Below are 17,198 nucleotides of genomic sequence, written 5' to 3' on the forward strand. Positions count from 1 at the left end.
TGAAAGGGACTGCGGACGGGGCCCAGGCGCGCCAGGCGGGGCGCAGCGACCCGAAAACCGCGTGTTATAATCCGCCCCTCATTGGGGAGTAGCCGCCCTGCTGCATGTCCGCGCAGTCTTTCAGTCATGAAGACCGCGCCGCGCACGTGTCACGCGGGGGCGCCTGTCAACAGACCTGGCCTGTACGGCCATGGCAGACGCAGCCTTGAGGCCTGGCGAGACCGATGATCCACAGCTGCCGCTACAGGGTCCGGCTGGTTGTGGGTCGTCGCTCGTTCATCACGGCCCGGGAAAACCATCACAACGTGGATCAAGCCTTTCTCATCTCGACCGGCGCCGTCGCGCTGGCCGAAATCGGCGACAAGACGCAGCTGCTTTCACTCGTCCTCGCTGCCCGCTATCGCAAACCGTTGCCGATCATTCTCGGCGTCCTCGTCGCGACGCTCGTCAATCACGCGGGCGCCGGCGCGCTCGGCGCATGGCTTGGCACGCTCGTCACGCCGACGATCATGCGCTGGGCGCTGGCGGTGTCGTTCATCGGCATGGGGCTGTGGATCCTGGTGCCCGACAAGCTCGACGAAGACGAAGCCAACGCGAACCGCACGCGCCTCGGCGTGTTCGGGGCGACCGTCGTCGCGTTCTTTCTCGCGGAAATGGGCGACAAGACGCAGATCGCCACCGTCGCGCTCGCCGCGCGTTTCCATGATTTCTTCGGCGTGGTGGCCGGCACGACGCTCGGGATGATGATCGCGAACGTGCCGGCCATCCTGCTCGGCGACCGCTTCGCCCACCGGCTGCCGACGAAGGTGGTCCACGGTATCGCCGCGGTCATGTTCGTGGTGCTGGGTACGATGGCGCTCTTCGGCGTGGGGCTCTGAGGCGCGTTCCGCGTGATGCATCAGTAAAAAGCCGGCTCCGCGTATGACGCGGGAGCCGGCTTTTTCCGCCGCGATGCCGCCGGTGCGGAACGCGTAAAACCTGCGAAGCCTCGGCTACTGGACGGTTTTGGCCGCGGAGGCCGGCGCCGGCGGCGCTCCCACAGCCGCTTCGTTCGACGGCGCGCCGCCGCTGCCATCGAGCGGAATGCGTACCGTGCGCACGACGCCGTTACCCAGCGGGAAATCCGCGAGCGCGCTGCGTGCGAGATATGGCATCGCGCGCACCAGCGACGGCTCGTCGCCCGAGTTGCGGGCCGTCACGTTGTACACCTCCTTGCCGGACGCGCGATCGGTGATGCGGATGCTGAGCAGATGGGTATAGACCGGATAGCTCTGGCCCACGTAGCCGGCCGGAAACGGCCCGAACGGTCCCCACGGGTCCACCATCGGGCGGCCCCAGTAGTAAGGCGCCGGCCACGGGTTGTAGTAATAGACCGGCTGCGAAACCGTCACCATATCGCTGCGGGTGCCGTAGCCGAGTCCAACCAGATAGTGCGCGTCCCGACTGTTCACGCGACGGAACGCCTGGTTCGTGAGTTCGTTGCCGACGAGCGCCTCGTAGGTGGACAGTTCGAGGTTGTTCTGCTGGTCGCTGGCGCGGGTGAATGCATAGGTTCGCGTCGCGTCGCTCCCGCTCCAGTCGGAGAAGGCGGTGACCTGCGTCGTCACCCAGGTGGTGCAGCCGGACAGGGTGACAGCCATGGCGCCCAGCAGCATGGTGACACGGCGGGTCCAACGGTCGAACTTCATGGTCTTCCTCATTTTCAGCGTCTTCGGCATCTTTCGGTGTCTGGCAGGCGCGCTGCGCCATTGCATCGTGGCCCGATATTACGCTGACCCGCATCGTCGGTAAAAAGTTCGAGGGGCACAATCTGGAATGGCTTTGTACAATGGTCCAACTGGTTTGTCGCCGCGCACCCCGCACGGCCATCGGCCGCCCTGCACTCTTTAATGAACCCGCCATGTCCGACACCGCTACGCCTGCTGTGATCCGCCGCGCCGATTACGCGCCGCCCGCATTCATGATCGATACCGTCGCGCTGGAGTTCGATCTCGTCCCCGGGCGCACGGTCGTCCGTAACACGATGCGCGTGCGTCGCAATCCCGGCGCCGTGCGCGCGTCGCATTTCGAACTGATGGGCGAACAGCTGGAATTCGTCAGCGCGACGATCGACGGCAAGCCGCACGCCGCCGCGCATCCGCACGCGCGCGGCCTGACGCTCGACCACGTGCCCGACGATTTCGAGCTGACGCTCGTGAGCGCCTGCAACCCGGCGGAGAACACCACGCTCTCGGGCCTCTACGTCTCGGGCGGCAACTTCTTCACCCAGTGCGAAGCCGAAGGCTTTCGCCGCATCACGTACTTCCTCGACCGGCCCGATGTGATGGCGACCTACACGGTCACGCTGCGTGCCGACAAGGCCGCATATCCGGTGCTGCTGTCAAACGGCAATCTGGTCGACGAAGGCGACCTGCCTGACGGTCGCCACTTCGCGCGCTGGGAAGACCCGTTTCGCAAGCCGAGCTATCTGTTCGCGCTGGTGGCGGGCAAGCTCGTCGCGCTCGAGGAGCGCGTGAAGAGCGGCTCGGGCAAGGAAAAGCTGCTGCAGGTGTGGGTCGAACCGCACGACCTCGACAAGACGCAACACGCGATGGATTCGCTGAAGCACTCGATCCGCTGGGACGAGCAGCGCTTCGGGCTCGAACTGGATCTCGACCGCTTCATGATCGTCGCCGTGAGCGACTTCAACATGGGCGCGATGGAGAACAAGGGGCTCAACATCTTCAACACGAAGTACGTGCTCGCGAACCCCGAAACCGCGACGGATACCGACTTCGCGAACATCGAGGCCGTGGTGGGCCACGAGTACTTCCACAACTGGACCGGCAATCGCGTGACGTGCCGCGACTGGTTCCAGCTGAGCCTGAAGGAAGGGCTGACCGTGTTCCGCGACCAGGAATTTTCCGCCGACATGGCCGGCGGCCAGAGCAACAGTAGCGATGAAGCCGCGCGCGCCACGAAGCGCATCGAGGACGTGCGCGTGCTGCGCCAGATGCAGTTCGCCGAGGACGCCGGCCCGATGGCGCATCCGGTGCGCCCGGAAAGCTACGTCGAAATCAACAATTTCTACACGATGACGGTCTACGAAAAAGGCTCGGAAGTCGTGCGGATGTATCAGACCCTGTTCGGCCGCGACGGTTTTCGCAAGGGCATGGATCTCTACTTCAGGCGCCACGACGGCCAGGCCGTGACGTGCGACGATTTCCGTCACGCGCTCGCCGACGCCAACGGTCGCGACCTCGCGCAGTTCGAGCGCTGGTACAGCCAGGCCGGCACGCCGCGCGTGTCCGTCAAGACCACGTACGACGCTGCGCAGCGCCGTTACAGCGTGACGCTGACGCAAGGCTACGGCGACAGTTCGCCGGCCGCGCGCGATACGCAAAAGGGTCCGCTGCTGATTCCGTTCGCCATCGGCCTGATCGGCAAGGACGGCGCCGATCTGCCGCTGCGCCTCGAAGGTGAAACGGCCGCGGGCGCGGGCACGACGCGCGTGCTCGAATTCACGGCCAAGGAGCAGACCTTCACGTTCGTCGATGTTGCCGACAAGCCGCTGCCTTCGCTGCTGCGCAATTTCTCGGCGCCGGTGATCGTCGAATACGACTACTCGAACGAGGAACTGACCTTCCTGCTTGCCCACGACAGCGATCCGTTCAACCGCTGGGAAGCCGGCCAGCGGCTTGCCACGCGCGAACTGCTCGCACTCGCGGCACACGCCGCGACGGGCGCGCCGCTGCAGCTCGACGACGCCGTGGTCGCAGCGTTCGCGCGCGTGCTGCGCGACGAAACGCTGTCGCCGGCGTTTCGCGAACTCGCGCTGATGTTGCCTTCGGAAGCGTACCTGGCCGAGCAGATGGCCGAGTCGAATCCGGCCGCCGTGCACCGGGCGCGGCAGTTCGTGCGCAACCGTCTGGCGAACGCGCTGCGCGCCGACTGGCTCGCGATCTACGCCCGGCATCAGACGCCGGGCGCATACGAAGCGACTCCCGAGGCTTCGGGCCATCGCGCGCTGAAGAACCTCGCGCTGTCGTATCTCGCGGAACTGGACGATCCCGCCGAAGCCGTGCGTCTTGCCCACGCGCAGTACGACGCGGCGAACAACATGACGGACCGGTCGGCTGCGCTGTCGGCGCTGCTGAATGCGTCGGCGGCTGCGGGCGGCACGCTGGCGGACGCCGCCCTCGACGACTTCTATCGACGCTTCGAAAACGAACCGCTCGTCATCGACAAGTGGTTCGCACTGCAGGCGACGCAACGCGGCAGCGCGCAGCGGCCGGTGATCGATATCGTCCGCAAGCTGATGGCGCATCCGGCGTTCACGCTGAAGAACCCGAACCGGGCACGCTCGCTGATCTTCAGTTTCTGCGCGGCCAATCCGTCGCAGTTCCACGCGGAGGACGGTTCGGGCTACCGCTTCTGGGCCGAACAGGTGATCGCGCTCGACGCGATGAATCCGCAGGTTGCGGCGCGTCTCGCGCGCTCGCTGGAGTTGTGGCGCCGGTTCACGCCGACGCTGCGCGACGGCATGCGCGCGGCACTGGAGTCCGTCGCGGCGCAGGTGAAATCGCGCGATGTGCGCGAGATCGTGGAGAAGGCGCTGGGCTGATTTTTTCGGCGGTTCTGTTTGAAGAAGAAGCCGGTGCGGTACGCCGGCTCTTTTTTTCATGCGAGAAACGGGCCGCCTCAATGCGCCGCGAATCGAACCCTCGTGATGCGAAAAGCGCACGCGCCGTCTCAAAAGGCGGGGCGGGCGGATGCAAGCAGGTAAAATCAGTGCATTCCTATGCCTTTCCGGAGTAAGCAATGGCTTTGCAACGTCGTACCACTCTTACGAAGTACCTGATCGAGCAGCAACGCGAGACCAATAACCTGCCTGCCGATCTGCGTCTGTTGATCGAAGTCGTTGCGCGGGCATGCAAGTCGATCAGTTACCACGTCAGCAAGGGCGCGCTGGGCGAAGCGCTCGGCACAGCCGGCAGCGAAAACGTGCAGGGCGAGGTGCAGAAAAACCTCGACATCCTGTCGAACGAAATCCTGCTCGACGCGAACGAATGGGGCGGCAACCTGGCCGCGATGGCGTCGGAAGAAATGGAAACGTTCTTCCCGATCCCCAGCAACTATCCGAAGGGCGAATACCTGCTGGTGTTCGACCCGCTCGACGGTTCGTCGAACATCGACGTGAATGTGTCGATCGGCACGATCTTCTCGGTGCTGCGCTGCCCCGATGGCCAGCAACCGACCGAGCAGTCGTTTCTGCAACCCGGCTCGCAGCAGGTCGCCGCGGGCTATGCCGTCTACGGTCCGCAAACCGTGCTCGTGCTGACGACCGGCAATGGCGTGAACTGCTTCACGCTCGATCGCGAACTCGGCTCGTGGGTGCTTACGCAAAGCGATATGCGCATTCCGGTCGAAACACGCGAATACGCGATCAACGCATCGAACGCACGCCACTGGCATCCGCCGGTCCAGCAATACATTGGTGAACTGAACGCGGGTTCCGAAGGTCCGCGTCAGCAGGACTTCAACATGCGCTGGATTGCATCGATGGTCGCGGACGTGCACCGTATCCTGAACCGCGGCGGCGTCTTCATGTACCCCGCCGACAAGCGTACCCCGGACAAGCCAGGCAAGCTGCGCCTGATGTACGAAGCGAACCCGATGGCGTTCATCGTCGAACAGGCGGGCGGCGCCGCGACGAACGGCGAGAAACGCATTCTCGACGTGATGCCGAAGAGCCTGCACGAACGCGTCGCGGTGTTCCTCGGCTCGAAAAATGAAGTCGATCGCGTGACCCGCTACCATCTCGAAGCAAAAAGCTGAAAAAGTTGAACCGGGGGCTTGTCAAACTATTGAAGAAGTCCCTATAATCTCGTTTCCCTGATGCCGGAATAGCTCAGACGGTAGAGCAGCGCATTCGTAATGCGAAGGTCGGGGGTTCGATTCCTCTTTCCGGCACCAACAAGATTCAGGCAAAAAGCCCAGTCATCGCGACTGGGCTTTTTGCTTTGCAGGCTTTGTGGAGCGCGGATAAAGGCGACGTCGGCGAACCGTACGCCGTCGGTCGCGGTCTCGCTACCCCCATCGTAGCGAACGACATTGCCGCGGCGGGTCCAGCACGATTCCCTGATATTCCGACGCGGTCGTTGCGCACAAAACCATTCCAGATGCACGGCGCGGCGCGATCGCTACGAAAAAACTGCATCGGCTGGTTGTTTCGCCTCCTGGCCATGCTTAAGAATCCTGATTGAACGCATACCGCGTTCACAACGATGCGCCCGATTTCATGTGCGCCTCCCGGTAGAACGACGAACCTGCTCCGGACGGCGAAACCGCGTCGCTACCCGGCAAATGCATTCACGCCTTCCTCACACCGGACGCATATTTCCATGTCCGGTAAATATTAGCGATATTTTCGAAAGTCGATTTCCGAACGAATGATCGTTTAAAAACCGAATGCGTCCTCATTCACGTTGACGACAACGAAACCTGTTTCTGTTCGTCAACGGAGCGCCTTAATCATCCGTTAATAAAAGATCAGGCAAGATCACATTTCATACGAATCCGGAATCGCGCATCTTTTCGCTGCGATGCACAATAACAACGACACCGCTTTCGTGCGTCCGCATGTATGGCGACGCACGGACCAGGGCGGAGAGGAGCGGGAGACTGGCTGTAAGGAAGAGCTGACAGCAAGGGATTAGCAGACAACCGATAAATTTTATTCACTCGACTTCAATTCCGGAAGGGCTGTGCCGTTAAAGCAACAATGAAACAGCGAAACCGGAGTTGCCGCTTCGCAGCACTGGTGCAAAACGGAGACCGGAGCAGATAATCGGTTTGTAAAGGAGAAAGATCATGGATACCAGACCGCCAAGAATTCCGACCCCAGACAAGGTGTTGAGTCCGGATCCGGAACCGGCAGGCGTTGAGTTCCTCGGGGCCGAACTTCCAGAACACGTTCGCGCATTCTTCGACGAACAACGCAAGTCGTGCGACCAGAAGTAAGCGTGGTCAGACACGGCAATACGGGTGACGCGCCGGGTGACGCCCGATTCGCGCGGGGATGGCTATCGTGCGCAGGCGCCGTTGCGCGCTGCGTACCGCGTGCACTCGCGCGAACGACTGCCGCCTGATTGTTGCCTGCGCGCCGGGTGGCGGCACCTGGCGCGCACGGTTGCGCGCGTCGATTTGACCGCGCCAGTGCGGTGATCGTCTACTCTACTGCTGTTTCCGTTCTGGCCTGCCGGCCGCTATTCACTCATGACACTTCTGACACTTCTGACACGCACTGGCGCGCTCTGCGCGACGCTGGTCGCGGCCACGCTCGCCGTCGCACCGCTTCCCGCCTCCGCCGATGGCGACGACACAGCGCTCACCAATCTCATCGCGCTTGCCTCGCAACGTCTTGCGCTCGCCGAGCCGGTCGCGCGCTACAAGTGGGCAACGCATCAGCCGATCACCGACACGCCGCGCGAAAACACGCTACTCGCTGATGTCGCGAAGCGCGCGGTAGTCGCGAATGTCGATCCGGCGTTCGCGCAAGCGTTCTTCCGGGATCAGATCGATGCCAGCAAGGATGTGCAGAATGCACTGTTCGATGCGTGGCGCAACGGCCAGCCGCCGGCTGGCGCCGCACCGGACCTCGCCACCAGCACGCGCCCGCAACTGGATCGACTGACGCAGTCGATGCTGGCTGGCCTCGCGCGCGTGCAGCCGCTGCGCGGTGCAGCGGACTGTCCGTCGCGGGTCGCACGGGGCATTGCAAACTGGAAGTCGTTGACGCGCTACGACGCCGCGCATTCGAGCGCGCTGACGCATGCACTCTCGCACGTGTGTGAGTCGGGCGGCGTCGGCGCGACGGGTTAGACGGTAGCGGCGTCGCTCGAAGCGAGCGGCGCTGGCGCGCCCAGCAGCGACACTGCGAGGCCGCGCTCGAGATGCGTCTGGAGAATGCGGTACGTCGACAGTTCGAACGCGCCGGCAATACCTGGCACGACCAGCGAAGCTGCCTCTTTCTGTGTCGCCGCACCGCCGAGATAGCGCCAGCGATCGATCACATGAAACGCCGTGGCCTGCGATTGCGCATCGCGCTCCTCGAAGACGACTGGACCGCTGAACGGCCAGGGGGCGTCGACGGGATCGTGCCGGCCCACTCGTGGCGCCCGGTTATGCCGCGGGCGCAATGTCGCAATCCACTGCGCTTCGGCGAGCAACGCGCCAAGCTCGCCGCCCGTCGCGCGCCATTCGACGCGCCGAACCAGCTGCGCGAGACGGATGTCCTTCGCTGAACGCCGCTCGGCCGTGAGATGCGCCCGTACCCGCTGACGGACACGCACACTGCGCCCGACGTAGAGTGGCAGGTCGTCCTCTCCATAGAACGCATAGACGCCGCAGCCGGCCGGCGCGGTGTCAAGCAGGTCCTCGGTGATGTCGCCGGCAAGCTGGAAATAGCGCGTGGTGCGCTCGATCTGCGTGCGCAGCGCGTCCACCGGCACGAGGCTGTGCAGACGCTGCCAGAATTGCCAGAGCAGATCGGCGTCCGCCAGCGCACGATGCCTGTCGGACGGCACGAGCGCATGCCGCTGAACCAGCGCATCGAGACCATGGCGCTTTTCGGCCGGAAACAGCGCGCGCGACAGCCGCACCGTGCACAGCACATCCGGATTGAACGTCAGCCCCACGCGCGCGAATTCGCCGCGCAGGAAACCGCGGTCGAAACTGGCGTTATGCGCGACGAAGAGCCTGCCCTTCAGGCGCTCGAACAGCGCGGGCGCAATTGACTCGAACGTCGGCGCGCCACGCACCATCGCGTCAGTGATGCCGGTGAGTTGCTGGATGAAGGGCGGGATGGGTTGTTGCGGATCGACCAGCGTGCTCCAGCGCGAAACGCCTTGCGGCCCCACTTCGACTACGCCGACTTCGGTAATTCGATGCTCGCCGACAGATCCGCCAGTGGTTTCGAGGTCGACAAAGACAATAGGTACATCGATGGCGGGAACCGCCAGATACTGTTCAGACATGAGAATGCGTTCTAGGCGTGGACTTTGCGCAAGTATGCACCAGTTGGCAGATCAGCAGGATTGCGGCGGGAAATTTCTGTCTGGTTGCCCGGCGAATAAAAAACCCGCGCGCTCATGACCTTTAAAAAATCGCCACCGGCATTCAGAATTTATAAACCAGCCCTGCGAAATCCGCTTTTTAATTTCGATTAAAATTCCACAATTTCCGCCAATAAAAAAAGCCCTCGGCGTGGCGAGGGCTTTTGAGGTCACGGCAACCTCTGCGCGTGGCGCGCAGAGGCTTATAGCGGCTGGATGTTCGCAGCCTGCTTGCCCTTCGGCCCGGCCTTCACCTCAAAGGACACGCGCTGATTTTCTTTCAGCGACTTGAATCCTTCCGAGCGGATTTCCGAGAAATGAGCGAACAGATCTTCGCCACCCGAATCAGCCGTGATGAATCCAAAGCCCTTAGCATCGTTAAACCATTTGACGATACCGGTTTCCATATTCCAGTTCCCTCGAAATTTAAAGTAAAACGGGTGATGCCCTTTATGCCAACTCCATGGGCCTGCCAACTACACATCCAGCTCTGGAATTCAGCCTTGCCGTTATACGGGGAACGATGAGAAGCCGTCAAGAGAAATCCAGGCAACTGGATTTGAAGGCCTGAATGAAGCAGTCACCTAATTCAAAACGCATTTTAAAACTATCGGTCATTATTACTTTTTTTAAAAGTCTCAGAACGGAAATTCGGGCAAAATTTCCACTATGTAACAAATAGTGTTTTTGGTAAGTGTTTATCCGGGTTGTTCATGTAATACATTCACATCACGATCGAAGTTATGTATCACGCAAAAGGGAGATCGCCATGTTTTTCAAGCAACCCGGATGGCTGGCCAACTGGCTTTTTCATTCTCAACCGTCATCCGTACAGTCGGAAGGAACCACGGAAGCGGCGGATTCTTCTGCGTTCGCATTCGACCCGGTGTGGCACGGCGATCACTGGCAGAACCTGCTGTCTTCCCCTATGGACGCGCGCCGCTACGTGATGGAAGATTGGAGCGTGCATGGCAGCTTCGGGTTCGACGAAGCGAATCCGGTGGCAACCGGAGCTGGCTAGGAAGGAACGTGCAGAACGGCTGAAAAAAAAGAGCGCGGCTGGAAGGCCGCGCCGACAAAGGTTTGGAGATCTTTTTCGTCAACGAAAAAGTCTGCTCCGAAAAGCAGAAAGTTCAGTATAGCGCTGCCTTGAAATGCGATTAGCGGCAATAACAACAATCGTCTATTTCGAAAACTGCAACAGTTACAGTTTGAGACAAACGTTGTAGTTTTTGGGCCACTTTTGCTGTCGCAATTGCACAACGCCCTAAGGTTGACATCAATCTCCCGTATCGGGAAGAAGCCCCCAAAGCCTTTACCAGCAAGGCTTTAGCCGAGGCTAAATATCATTTCCAATCCAGTAATACTTTATTGCGGATTTCGGAATGGGCGCATCGCAACTCACGTACATACACTTTGGCTGTCCCGGAAACGAACGTGCCTGTCGTATGGCGCGTTTTCACGTGCATTCCGCCTCTCGCAGCGTTGCGTGATCGTTTCCTTGAAGCCTGGGTTTCCAAAGCCCATCCTGTTCTCGGAGTTACAAAGATGAAAAAGACACTCATGGTCGCGGCCCTGTCGGGCGTTTTCGCTACTGCCGCTCATGCACAAAGCAGCGTCACGCTGTACGGCTTGATCGACGCAGGCATCACCTACACGAACAACCAGGGCGGTCATAGCAACTGGCAGGAAACGAGCGGCGCGGTGAACGGCAGCCGTTGGGGCCTGCGCGGTGCGGAAGATCTGGGCGGCGGTCTGAAGGCCATCTTCACGTTGGAAAATGGCTTCGGCATCAACGACGGCACGCTGAAGCAAGGTGGTCGTGAATTCGGCCGCCAGGCTTTCGTCGGTCTGTCGAGCAACCAGTTCGGTACCGTGACGCTGGGCCGTCAATACGACAGCATGGTTGACTACGTCGGCCCGCTGTCGCTGACCGGCACGCAATACGGCGGCACGCAGTTTGCCCACCCGTTCGACAACGACAACCTGAACAACTCGTTCCGCGTGAACAACTCGGTCAAGTACCAGAGCGCGGCTTACGGCGGCTTCAAGTTCGGCGCGTTGTATGGCTTCTCGAACCAGGCAGACGGCTTCGCGAACAACCGCGCATACAGCGCGGGTGCATCGTATAACTACGGCGGCCTGAACATCGGCGCGGCCTACCTGCAACTGAACAGCAACGGCGCAACGGCTGCACCGGGCTCAGCGTTCAACACGAGCGGCGCGGTGTCGAGCGACAACACGTTCTTCGCGTCACGTCAGCAAACGTGGGGCGCAGGTGCAAGCTACTCGTTCGGCCCGGCAACGGCTGGCCTCGTGTACTCGCAAACGAACCTGAACGGTCTCGCCGGCATCGGCCAAGGTGCGTCGGGCGTGTCGGGTGGCATCGCCACGAACGGCGACAGCGCACGCTTCCAGAACTTCGAAGCAAACGCACGTTACGCTCTGACGCCGGCTATCAGCATCGCCGGTTCGTACACGTACACGCGTGGCAACCTGGAAGGCACGAGCCCGCACTGGAACCAGTTCAACCTGCAAACCGCTTATGCGCTGTCGAAGCGTACGGACGTGTACCTGCAAGGCGAATACCAGGAAGTCAACGAAGGCGCTGGTGTCAATGCAGACATCAACGGCCTGAACGCTTCGGGCAACAACAAGCAAGTCGCTGTGACGGCTGGTCTGCGTCACCGCTTCTAAGCTGTCAGGTAGTATCCGCAGTATTGAAAGGCGCCGCTTGCGGCGCCTTTTTTACTGGCCGCGGGCATTCTCCGGTATCGACATCGACGTCGTAACGGCTTACCCGCCTGCGTCCGGCCGTGGATAACGGACGTCGAGCACGTCGATGGGTTCCGGCCCCGCAGGCGTGTGCAGCGTGACCTGGTCGCCGGTTCGCGCCTTCAGCAGCGCGCGCGCAATCGGCGAAACCCAGCTCACATGTCCGATGTCCAGATTGACCTCATCTACGCCGACGATCGTCACCGTGTGCATTTCGCCGTCTTCGGTCCCGTAGTCGACGCTCGCCCCGAAAAACACCTGGTCGACGCTCTCCTGCCGGCTGCTGTCGACGACTTCCGCCAGATCGAGGCGTTTCGTCAGAAAGCGGATACGCCGGTCGATTTCGCGCAGGCGCCGCTTGCCGTAGATGTAATCGCCGTTTTCGGAGCGGTCGCCGTTCGACGCCGCCCACGACACCAGCCTCACGACCTCCGGACGCTCCTCGTCGATCAGATGCAACAGTTCGTCACGCAGACGCCGGTAACCCGCAGGCGTGATGTAGTTCTTCGCACCCGCGGGAATCTCGGGCTGGGCGACATCGGCGTCGTCGTCCAGATCGTCGGTCGACTCTTTGACAAAGGCTTTGTTCATGGTGCTTCGAAAGGGCCAGGCCCCGTCCATCAAGGATACATAACAAGGATAATGGGACAAATTGGCGTTTGTGGCTTCCCTTTTTTCGCGGCTTTGCTATAATCCCGTTTCTGCGTGCGGCTGTAGCTCAGTTGGATAGAGTACTTGGCTACGAACCAAGGGGTCGTGGGTTCGAATCCTGCCAGCCGCACCACTTATTCGAGGGCCTTCCTCCGGGAAGGCCCTTTTGTTTCACCGGCCTTTCGTCGGTTTTTTGTACGAAGCGCCGGCGTTCAGGCACTACCTGTTTCGCGTGCGGCTGTAGCTCAGTTGGATAGAGTACTTGGCTACGAACCAAGGGGTCGTGGGTTCGAATCCTGCCAGCCGCACCACCTATAAAGGGCTTTCCAGATGGAAGGCCCTTTGTCTTTTATGTTGCCTCAATCAACGCGGCGCCGACTGGATATCGCCGATGCGGCCGTTCGGCGTCGGCATGTCTTCGGCGGAGGGCGGCGTCAACGCCTCGCTGATTACTTCCGCACACACGCCCGCCAGTGCCTGCGACTGGCGCAGCATGTCGTCAGCGACCGTATCGCCGAAACGGCTCGCGACGAATGCCCGCAGCAGTGCGGTTCGCGTCGATTCCCCGCGCCCTTCCACCGTATGCAATCCACCCTCGAAATCAGCGACACAATGCGCGTCGGTGCCGTGCCCGCCCGCCGCGAGCTCCAGCTGCCTTGCGCGGTCGAGCACGAGCGCAGCCGCTTCCCATGAGGCCGACGGCGTAAACCGTCCATCCCAGGGGCGGCCGCGGTCGGTGCCGCGGATCGCAACCGTGCGGCCGCTGTCGGTGAAGTGGATTTCGCGGACAAAATCGTGGAGGCTTCGCGCCACCCAGTAATCGAGCGCGACATCGGTCAGATCAGCAACGTTCATCGGATTTCCCTTTCGAACAGCCGCAGGTGCGCGCGTTCGATTCAGACGCGCCTGAAACCGTCAGTAATCGGCGCGTTCGCGGTCGATGCGCATGCCGCCGTCGTGGCGATGATGGCCTTCCTCGCTCGGACGCTCGCGCGCGATGCGCATCACATCCGGGTTCGTACGCACGCGGCGCATGACATTGGCGAGGTGCACGCGGTCGCTCACCTGAATCACGAAGCGCAGGACGGTGGATTCCTGCGACAGGTCTTCGTCCATTGCGATATGAACGATATTCGCGTCGGCTGACGTGATGTCGGCGGCGACCCGGGCGAACACGCCCTTCGTGTTCTTCACCAGCACCTTGATCGCGACGTCGAAGAGACGCCCGGGCTGCGGCGCCCACGCGACGTCGATCCAGCGGCCCGGATCGCGGCGGTGAATGCGCTGTGCGACGCGGCAATCGGTGGTGTGAATCGCCATGCCGAGGCCAATGCCGATGTAGCCCATGATGTCGTCGCCCGGAATCGGACGGCAGCAGGCCGAGAGCTGCACCGACATGCCTTCGGTGCCCGTAATCACGACCGGCGGCGGCGCATGCGAGCCGGCGGACTCCTGGCGCGGACTGTCGTCGTCGGCGTCGCGGCCGCTCATCAGCACCTCGATGCGCTTTGCCATCACGGCTGCGACGCGCCGGCCAAGGCCGATGTCCGCGAAAATTTCCTGGCGGTTCTTGTTGCCGGTCCACTGCACCAGCTTTTCCCAGACTTCCGGCGTCACGTCCGACAGTGCAAAGCCGTAGCCCTTCAGCGCCTGATCGACCAGACGTTCGCCGAGCTGCACCGACTCGTTCAGCCGCATCGTCTTCAGGTAGTGGCGGATCGCCGAACGCGCCTTGCCCGTGCGCACAAAGCCAAGCCACGCCGGATTCGGCTTCGAATACGGCGCGGTAATGACTTCGACGATATCGCCGCTCTTCAGCTCCGTGCGCAGCGGCAGCAGTTCGTTGTTGATCTTCACCGCGACGCACTGGTTGCCCAGGTCACTGTGGATCGAATACGCGAAATCGAGTGCCGTGGCGCCGCGCGGCAACGCCATGATTTTCGACTTCGGCGTGAACACATAGACCGCATCCGGGAACAGGTCGATCTTCACGTGTTCGAGGAATTCGCTCGAATCGCCCGCTTCGCTCTGGATATCCAGCAGCGATTTCATCCACTGATGCGCGCGCTTCTGCACGTCGTTGAGATCGGCGCTGCCGTTCTTGTACAGCCAGTGGGCGGCGACGCCCGCTTCCGCGATCTCGTGCATCTTGCGCGTGCGCACCTGGAACTCGATCGGCGCGCCAAACGGGCCAACGAGTGTGGTGTGCAGCGACTGATAGCCGTTGACCTTCGGAATCGCGATGTAATCCTTGAACTTGCCCGGCACCGGTTTATAGAGCGCATGCAGCGCGCCGATGCAGGTGTAGCACTCCAGCGCGCTTTCGACGACCACGCGGAACCCGTACACGTCGAGCACCTGCGAGAACGACAGTTGCTTGTCGCGCATCTTCTTGTAGATGCTGAAGATGGTCTTTTCGCGGCCGGTGACTTCGGCATCGAGCTTCGCGTCGGCGATCGCGCGCTGCACCGATTCCATGATCTTGCCGACCACTTCGCGACGGTTGCCGCGCGCCGCCTTGACGGCCTTTTCGAGCGTGGCGTACCGATGCGGGTTGAAGTTCGCGAAGCTCAGGTCCTGCAACTCGCGATACGTATTGTTCAGACCCAGCCGGTGCGCGATCGGGGCGTAAATATCGAGCGTTTCACGCGCCACGCGACGGCGCTTCTCATGCGGTACCGCGCCCAGCGTGCGCATGTTGTGCAGGCGGTCCGCAAGCTTGACGAGAATCACGCGCACGTCGCGCGCCATCGCGAGCAGCATCTTGCGGAAGTTTTCCGCCTGCGCTTCCTCGCGATTGCGAAACTCCATCTTGTCGAGCTTCGACAGCCCGTCGACCAGTTCCGCGACCTTCGCGCCGAAGCGCTCGGCAAGTTCCGCCTTGGTCACGCCCTGATCTTCCATCACGTCATGTAGCAGCGCCGCCATGATCGACTGGGCGTCGAGCTTCCAGCCGGCGCAGATTTCCGCGACGGCGACAGGATGCGTGATGTAGGGTTCACCGCTTTGACGATACTGGCCGAGATGGGCCTCATCGCTGAAATGGAAGGCCGCCTTGACGTCCTTGATCTCTTCCGGCGTGATGTATTCGGCAAGTGCCGACGTCAGCTTCGAGATCGAAACGACGTCATGCCGGCGCGGCTGCTCCGGCGTGGCGGTCGGCCCGAACAGATGACGAAACGACTGTTCGAGGACCGCGTCGATGTAGCGGCGTGCAGTCGAAGGCGAATCGCCTTCGGGGACGTTGTCGTGTGAATCGTGCTCCGCTTCCGAAGTGGCAGGCGATGGGGTCGTGCTCATGTTCGCCTCCGTGCCGGAATACGTGCTGGCGACAAGCCGGTCTGCACGCGTTGTTCAATAACTCAGCAGTCGAATGCGGACGAAGCGCGCCTTAAACCGGCACTTTCTTCAGCATTTCGACGCCGACCTGACCAGCCGCGATTTCGCGCAGTGCGACGACGGTAGGCTTGTCGCGGCTTTCGATCTTCGGCGTGTGGCCTTGTGCGAGCTGACGCGCGCGATAGGTTGCGGCAAGCGCCAGTTCGAAACGGTTCGGAATCTGTTTCAGACAGTCTTCGACGGTAATGCGGGCCATGTTGGAAATTCCTTCTCAGTATGTTGCTTATTCTACCTTATGTGCCGGAAACCCCGCCGTTAGCCGCCGTGCGGCAGATGGATGCCGAGTTGCACAAAAAGCTGCGTGTGGCGTGCGTACTGCGAAGCGAAGCGTGAACGCGTCGCCGCGACGAGGCATTGCAGCTCGGCGAGCGCGCGATCGAAGTTCTCGTTGATCACCACGTATTCGGCTTCGGCGGCGTGCGCCATCTCGCTACCCGCGGCAAGCAGACGGCGCGTAATCACGTTCGGCTCGTCCTGGCCACGCTTCTTCAGACGCTCTTCGAGCGCATCGAGCGAAGGCGGCAGAATGAAAATTTCGACGGCATTGTGGAACTGCTTTTTCACCTGCTGCGCGCCTTGCCAGTCGATTTCGAGCAGCACGTCGTGGCCGCTTTTCATCTGTTCCTCGATCCACACGCGCGAGGTCGCATAGTAGTTGCCGTGCACTTCCGCGCTTTCGAGAAACTCACCCTGCGTGTGACGCAACAGAAAATCGTCGACCGTCGTGAAGTGATAGTGCTGACCGCCCTGTTCCTTCGGACGCGGCGAGCGCGTCGTGTACGAAATCGACAGACGGATCTGCGGATCTTTCGCGAGCAGCGCGTTCACGAGCGTCGACTTGCCCGCGCCGGACGGCGCCACGACCATGAACAGGTTGCCCGGATAAGCGCCGGCGTACGGGTTGTGCTGCGCGCTGCCTTCGCGTGTCTGGCCAGTCATGGGCGTGTCACTCCAGGTTTTGTACTTGTTCGCGCATCTGCTCGATGAGGAGCTTCAGCGTCATCGACGAATCGGCCAGTTCCTTCGCGGCCGCCTTCGATCCCAATGTGTTCGCCTCGCGATTCAGTTCCTGCATCATGAAGTCGAGGCGCTTGCCGACCTTGCCGCCCTTCTCGATCACATGACGCGTTTCGTTCAGATGCGCGGTGAGGCGCGTGAGCTCTTCCGCGATGTCGATGCGGATGCCGTAAATCGTCACTTCCTGGCGGATACGTTCGGCGATTTCCTCGCGCGGGACGATCGTGGCCCCCGCCGGCCGGGCGGCCCCCCCCCGCGGCT

The 17,198-nt window shown here is 61.6% G+C and carries 16 protein-coding genes, 3 tRNA genes and 1 riboswitch; of the genes, 10 read left to right on the top strand and 9 right to left on the bottom strand.

All coding sequences use genetic code 11. The annotated features are described in order from the left end of the window. Positions 1-71 precede the first annotated feature (71 nt). A riboswitch (yybP-ykoY riboswitch) is annotated at positions 72-287 on the top strand. A gap of 18 nt (positions 288-305) precedes the next feature. Continuing rightward, positions 306-878, top strand: coding sequence for a TMEM165/GDT1 family protein (locus tag LPA37_RS16545; RefSeq protein WP_228981301.1), 573 nt, complete (start codon positions 306-308; stop codon positions 876-878). A gap of 114 nt (positions 879-992) precedes the next feature. Here LPA37_RS16545 and LPA37_RS16550 read toward each other — a convergent pair whose 3' ends face one another. Then, positions 993-1,688, bottom strand: a complete 696-nt coding sequence (locus tag LPA37_RS16550) for a DUF4136 domain-containing protein (RefSeq protein ID WP_228981302.1) — start codon at positions 1,686-1,688, stop codon at positions 993-995. Between the two features lie 212 nt (positions 1,689-1,900). Between LPA37_RS16550 and pepN the strand changes: the two genes are divergently transcribed. The 5 genes from pepN to LPA37_RS16575 all read left to right on the top strand — a co-directional run bounded on the left by pepN (position 1,901) and on the right by LPA37_RS16575 (position 7,863). Beyond that, on the top strand, positions 1,901-4,603 hold the full coding sequence (gene pepN, locus LPA37_RS16555) for an aminopeptidase N (RefSeq protein ID WP_229013131.1): 2,703 nt from the start codon (positions 1,901-1,903) through the stop codon (positions 4,601-4,603). 197 nt (positions 4,604-4,800) lie between these two features. Then, on the top strand, positions 4,801-5,817 hold the full coding sequence (locus tag LPA37_RS16560; RefSeq protein ID WP_228981304.1) for a class 1 fructose-bisphosphatase: 1,017 nt from the start codon (positions 4,801-4,803) through the stop codon (positions 5,815-5,817). Between the two features lie 62 nt (positions 5,818-5,879). Continuing rightward, positions 5,880-5,955, top strand: a tRNA-Thr gene (locus tag LPA37_RS16565). An 897-nt stretch (positions 5,956-6,852) separates the two neighbouring features. After that, complete coding sequence (locus LPA37_RS16570) at positions 6,853-7,002, top strand: hypothetical protein (protein WP_228981305.1); 150 nt, start codon at positions 6,853-6,855, stop codon at positions 7,000-7,002. Between the two features lie 255 nt (positions 7,003-7,257). Next, the gene (locus LPA37_RS16575) at positions 7,258-7,863 is read left to right on the top strand and encodes a chorismate mutase (protein ID WP_407672541.1); all 606 of its coding nucleotides are present in this window, start codon (positions 7,258-7,260) and stop codon (positions 7,861-7,863) included. On the opposite strand, the gene LPA37_RS16580 is transcribed toward LPA37_RS16575, so the two are convergent. Next, a complete protein-coding gene (locus tag LPA37_RS16580; protein WP_229013132.1) occupies positions 7,860-9,017 on the bottom strand; it encodes an exonuclease domain-containing protein in 1,158 nt (385 codons plus the stop codon). The two genes, LPA37_RS16575 and LPA37_RS16580, sit on opposite strands and share 4 nt — an antisense overlap. 281 nt (positions 9,018-9,298) lie before the next feature. Continuing rightward, the gene (locus LPA37_RS16585) at positions 9,299-9,502 is read right to left on the bottom strand and encodes a cold-shock protein (RefSeq protein ID WP_090528809.1); all 204 of its coding nucleotides are present in this window, start codon (positions 9,500-9,502) and stop codon (positions 9,299-9,301) included. Between the two features lie 362 nt (positions 9,503-9,864). On the opposite strand from LPA37_RS16585, the gene LPA37_RS16590 reads away from it, so the two are divergent. Both LPA37_RS16590 and LPA37_RS16595 read left to right on the top strand, forming a co-directional pair. Next, entirely contained in the window at positions 9,865-10,116 is a 252-nt protein-coding gene (locus tag LPA37_RS16590) for a hypothetical protein (RefSeq protein WP_229013133.1), read from the top strand. Positions 10,117-10,643: 527 nt separating this feature from the next. Further along, positions 10,644-11,792, top strand: coding sequence for a porin (locus tag LPA37_RS16595; protein WP_229013134.1), 1,149 nt, complete (start codon positions 10,644-10,646; stop codon positions 11,790-11,792). Between the two features lie 99 nt (positions 11,793-11,891). Here LPA37_RS16595 and greB read toward each other — a convergent pair whose 3' ends face one another. Beyond that, positions 11,892-12,461: a transcription elongation factor GreB gene (gene greB, locus LPA37_RS16600; protein WP_228981315.1), complete on the bottom strand. Its 570-nt coding sequence runs from the start codon at positions 12,459-12,461 to the stop codon at positions 11,892-11,894. Between the two features lie 116 nt (positions 12,462-12,577). Between greB and LPA37_RS16605 the strand changes: the two genes are divergently transcribed. Both LPA37_RS16605 and LPA37_RS16610 read left to right on the top strand, forming a co-directional pair. Continuing rightward, positions 12,578-12,654 (top strand) — tRNA-Arg (locus tag LPA37_RS16605). Positions 12,655-12,755: 101 nt separating this feature from the next. Further along, positions 12,756-12,832, top strand: a tRNA-Arg gene (locus tag LPA37_RS16610). Positions 12,833-12,884: 52 nt separating this feature from the next. Here the strand turns inward: LPA37_RS16610 and LPA37_RS16615 are convergent. From LPA37_RS16615 to LPA37_RS16635, 5 genes are all read right to left on the bottom strand, one after another. Beyond that, positions 12,885-13,376, bottom strand: coding sequence for a phage protein NinX family protein (locus tag LPA37_RS16615; protein ID WP_228981316.1), 492 nt, complete (start codon positions 13,374-13,376; stop codon positions 12,885-12,887). 60 nt (positions 13,377-13,436) lie between these two features. Next, positions 13,437-15,821 carry a RelA/SpoT family protein gene (locus tag LPA37_RS16620; RefSeq protein WP_228981317.1) on the bottom strand — a complete coding sequence of 795 codons (2,385 nt, stop codon included), beginning with the start codon at positions 15,819-15,821 and terminating at the stop codon, positions 13,437-13,439. Between the two features lie 91 nt (positions 15,822-15,912). After that, positions 15,913-16,116 (bottom strand): DNA-directed RNA polymerase subunit omega, encoded by a 204-nt coding sequence (rpoZ, locus tag LPA37_RS16625; RefSeq protein WP_006025620.1) that lies wholly within the window; start codon positions 16,114-16,116, stop codon positions 15,913-15,915. A gap of 59 nt (positions 16,117-16,175) precedes the next feature. Beyond that, entirely contained in the window at positions 16,176-16,859 is a 684-nt protein-coding gene (gene gmk, locus LPA37_RS16630; protein ID WP_228981318.1) for a guanylate kinase, read from the bottom strand. Between the two features lie 7 nt (positions 16,860-16,866). Next, on the bottom strand, positions 16,867-17,198 hold a 332-nt coding region (locus LPA37_RS16635; RefSeq protein ID WP_229013135.1), incomplete at its 5' end, for an endoribonuclease YicC domain-containing protein.

This window comes from Paraburkholderia gardini, from assembly GCF_907164545.1.
In the GTDB taxonomy this organism is placed as follows: Bacteria; Pseudomonadota; Gammaproteobacteria; order Burkholderiales; family Burkholderiaceae; genus Paraburkholderia; species Paraburkholderia gardini.

Excerpts from the sequence above, each read along its gene's own strand:
- LPA37_RS16620 (WP_228981317.1), bottom strand. The coding sequence starts at position 15,821 with ATGAGCACGACCCCATCGCCTGCCACTTCGGAAGCGGAGCACGATTCA.
- LPA37_RS16570 (WP_228981305.1), top strand. The coding sequence starts at position 6,853 with ATGGATACCAGACCGCCAAGAATTCCGACCCCAGACAAGGTGTTGAGT.
- pepN (WP_229013131.1), top strand. The coding sequence starts at position 1,901 with ATGTCCGACACCGCTACGCCTGCTGTGATCCGCCGCGCCGATTACGCG.
- LPA37_RS16615 (WP_228981316.1), bottom strand. The coding sequence starts at position 13,376 with ATGAACGTTGCTGATCTGACCGATGTCGCGCTCGATTACTGGGTGGCG.
- LPA37_RS16575 (WP_407672541.1), top strand. The coding sequence starts at position 7,258 with ATGACACTTCTGACACTTCTGACACGCACTGGCGCGCTCTGCGCGACG.
- rpoZ (WP_006025620.1), bottom strand. The coding sequence starts at position 16,116 with ATGGCCCGCATTACCGTCGAAGACTGTCTGAAACAGATTCCGAACCGT.
- LPA37_RS16580 (WP_229013132.1), bottom strand. The coding sequence starts at position 9,017 with ATGTCTGAACAGTATCTGGCGGTTCCCGCCATCGATGTACCTATTGTC.
- greB (WP_228981315.1), bottom strand. The coding sequence starts at position 12,461 with ATGAACAAAGCCTTTGTCAAAGAGTCGACCGACGATCTGGACGACGAC.
- LPA37_RS16585 (WP_090528809.1), bottom strand. The coding sequence starts at position 9,502 with ATGGAAACCGGTATCGTCAAATGGTTTAACGATGCTAAGGGCTTTGGA.
- LPA37_RS16550 (WP_228981302.1), bottom strand. The coding sequence starts at position 1,688 with ATGAAGTTCGACCGTTGGACCCGCCGTGTCACCATGCTGCTGGGCGCC.
- gmk (WP_228981318.1), bottom strand. The coding sequence starts at position 16,859 with ATGACTGGCCAGACACGCGAAGGCAGCGCGCAGCACAACCCGTACGCC.
- LPA37_RS16590 (WP_229013133.1), top strand. The coding sequence starts at position 9,865 with ATGTTTTTCAAGCAACCCGGATGGCTGGCCAACTGGCTTTTTCATTCT.
- LPA37_RS16595 (WP_229013134.1), top strand. The coding sequence starts at position 10,644 with ATGAAAAAGACACTCATGGTCGCGGCCCTGTCGGGCGTTTTCGCTACT.
- LPA37_RS16560 (WP_228981304.1), top strand. The coding sequence starts at position 4,801 with ATGGCTTTGCAACGTCGTACCACTCTTACGAAGTACCTGATCGAGCAG.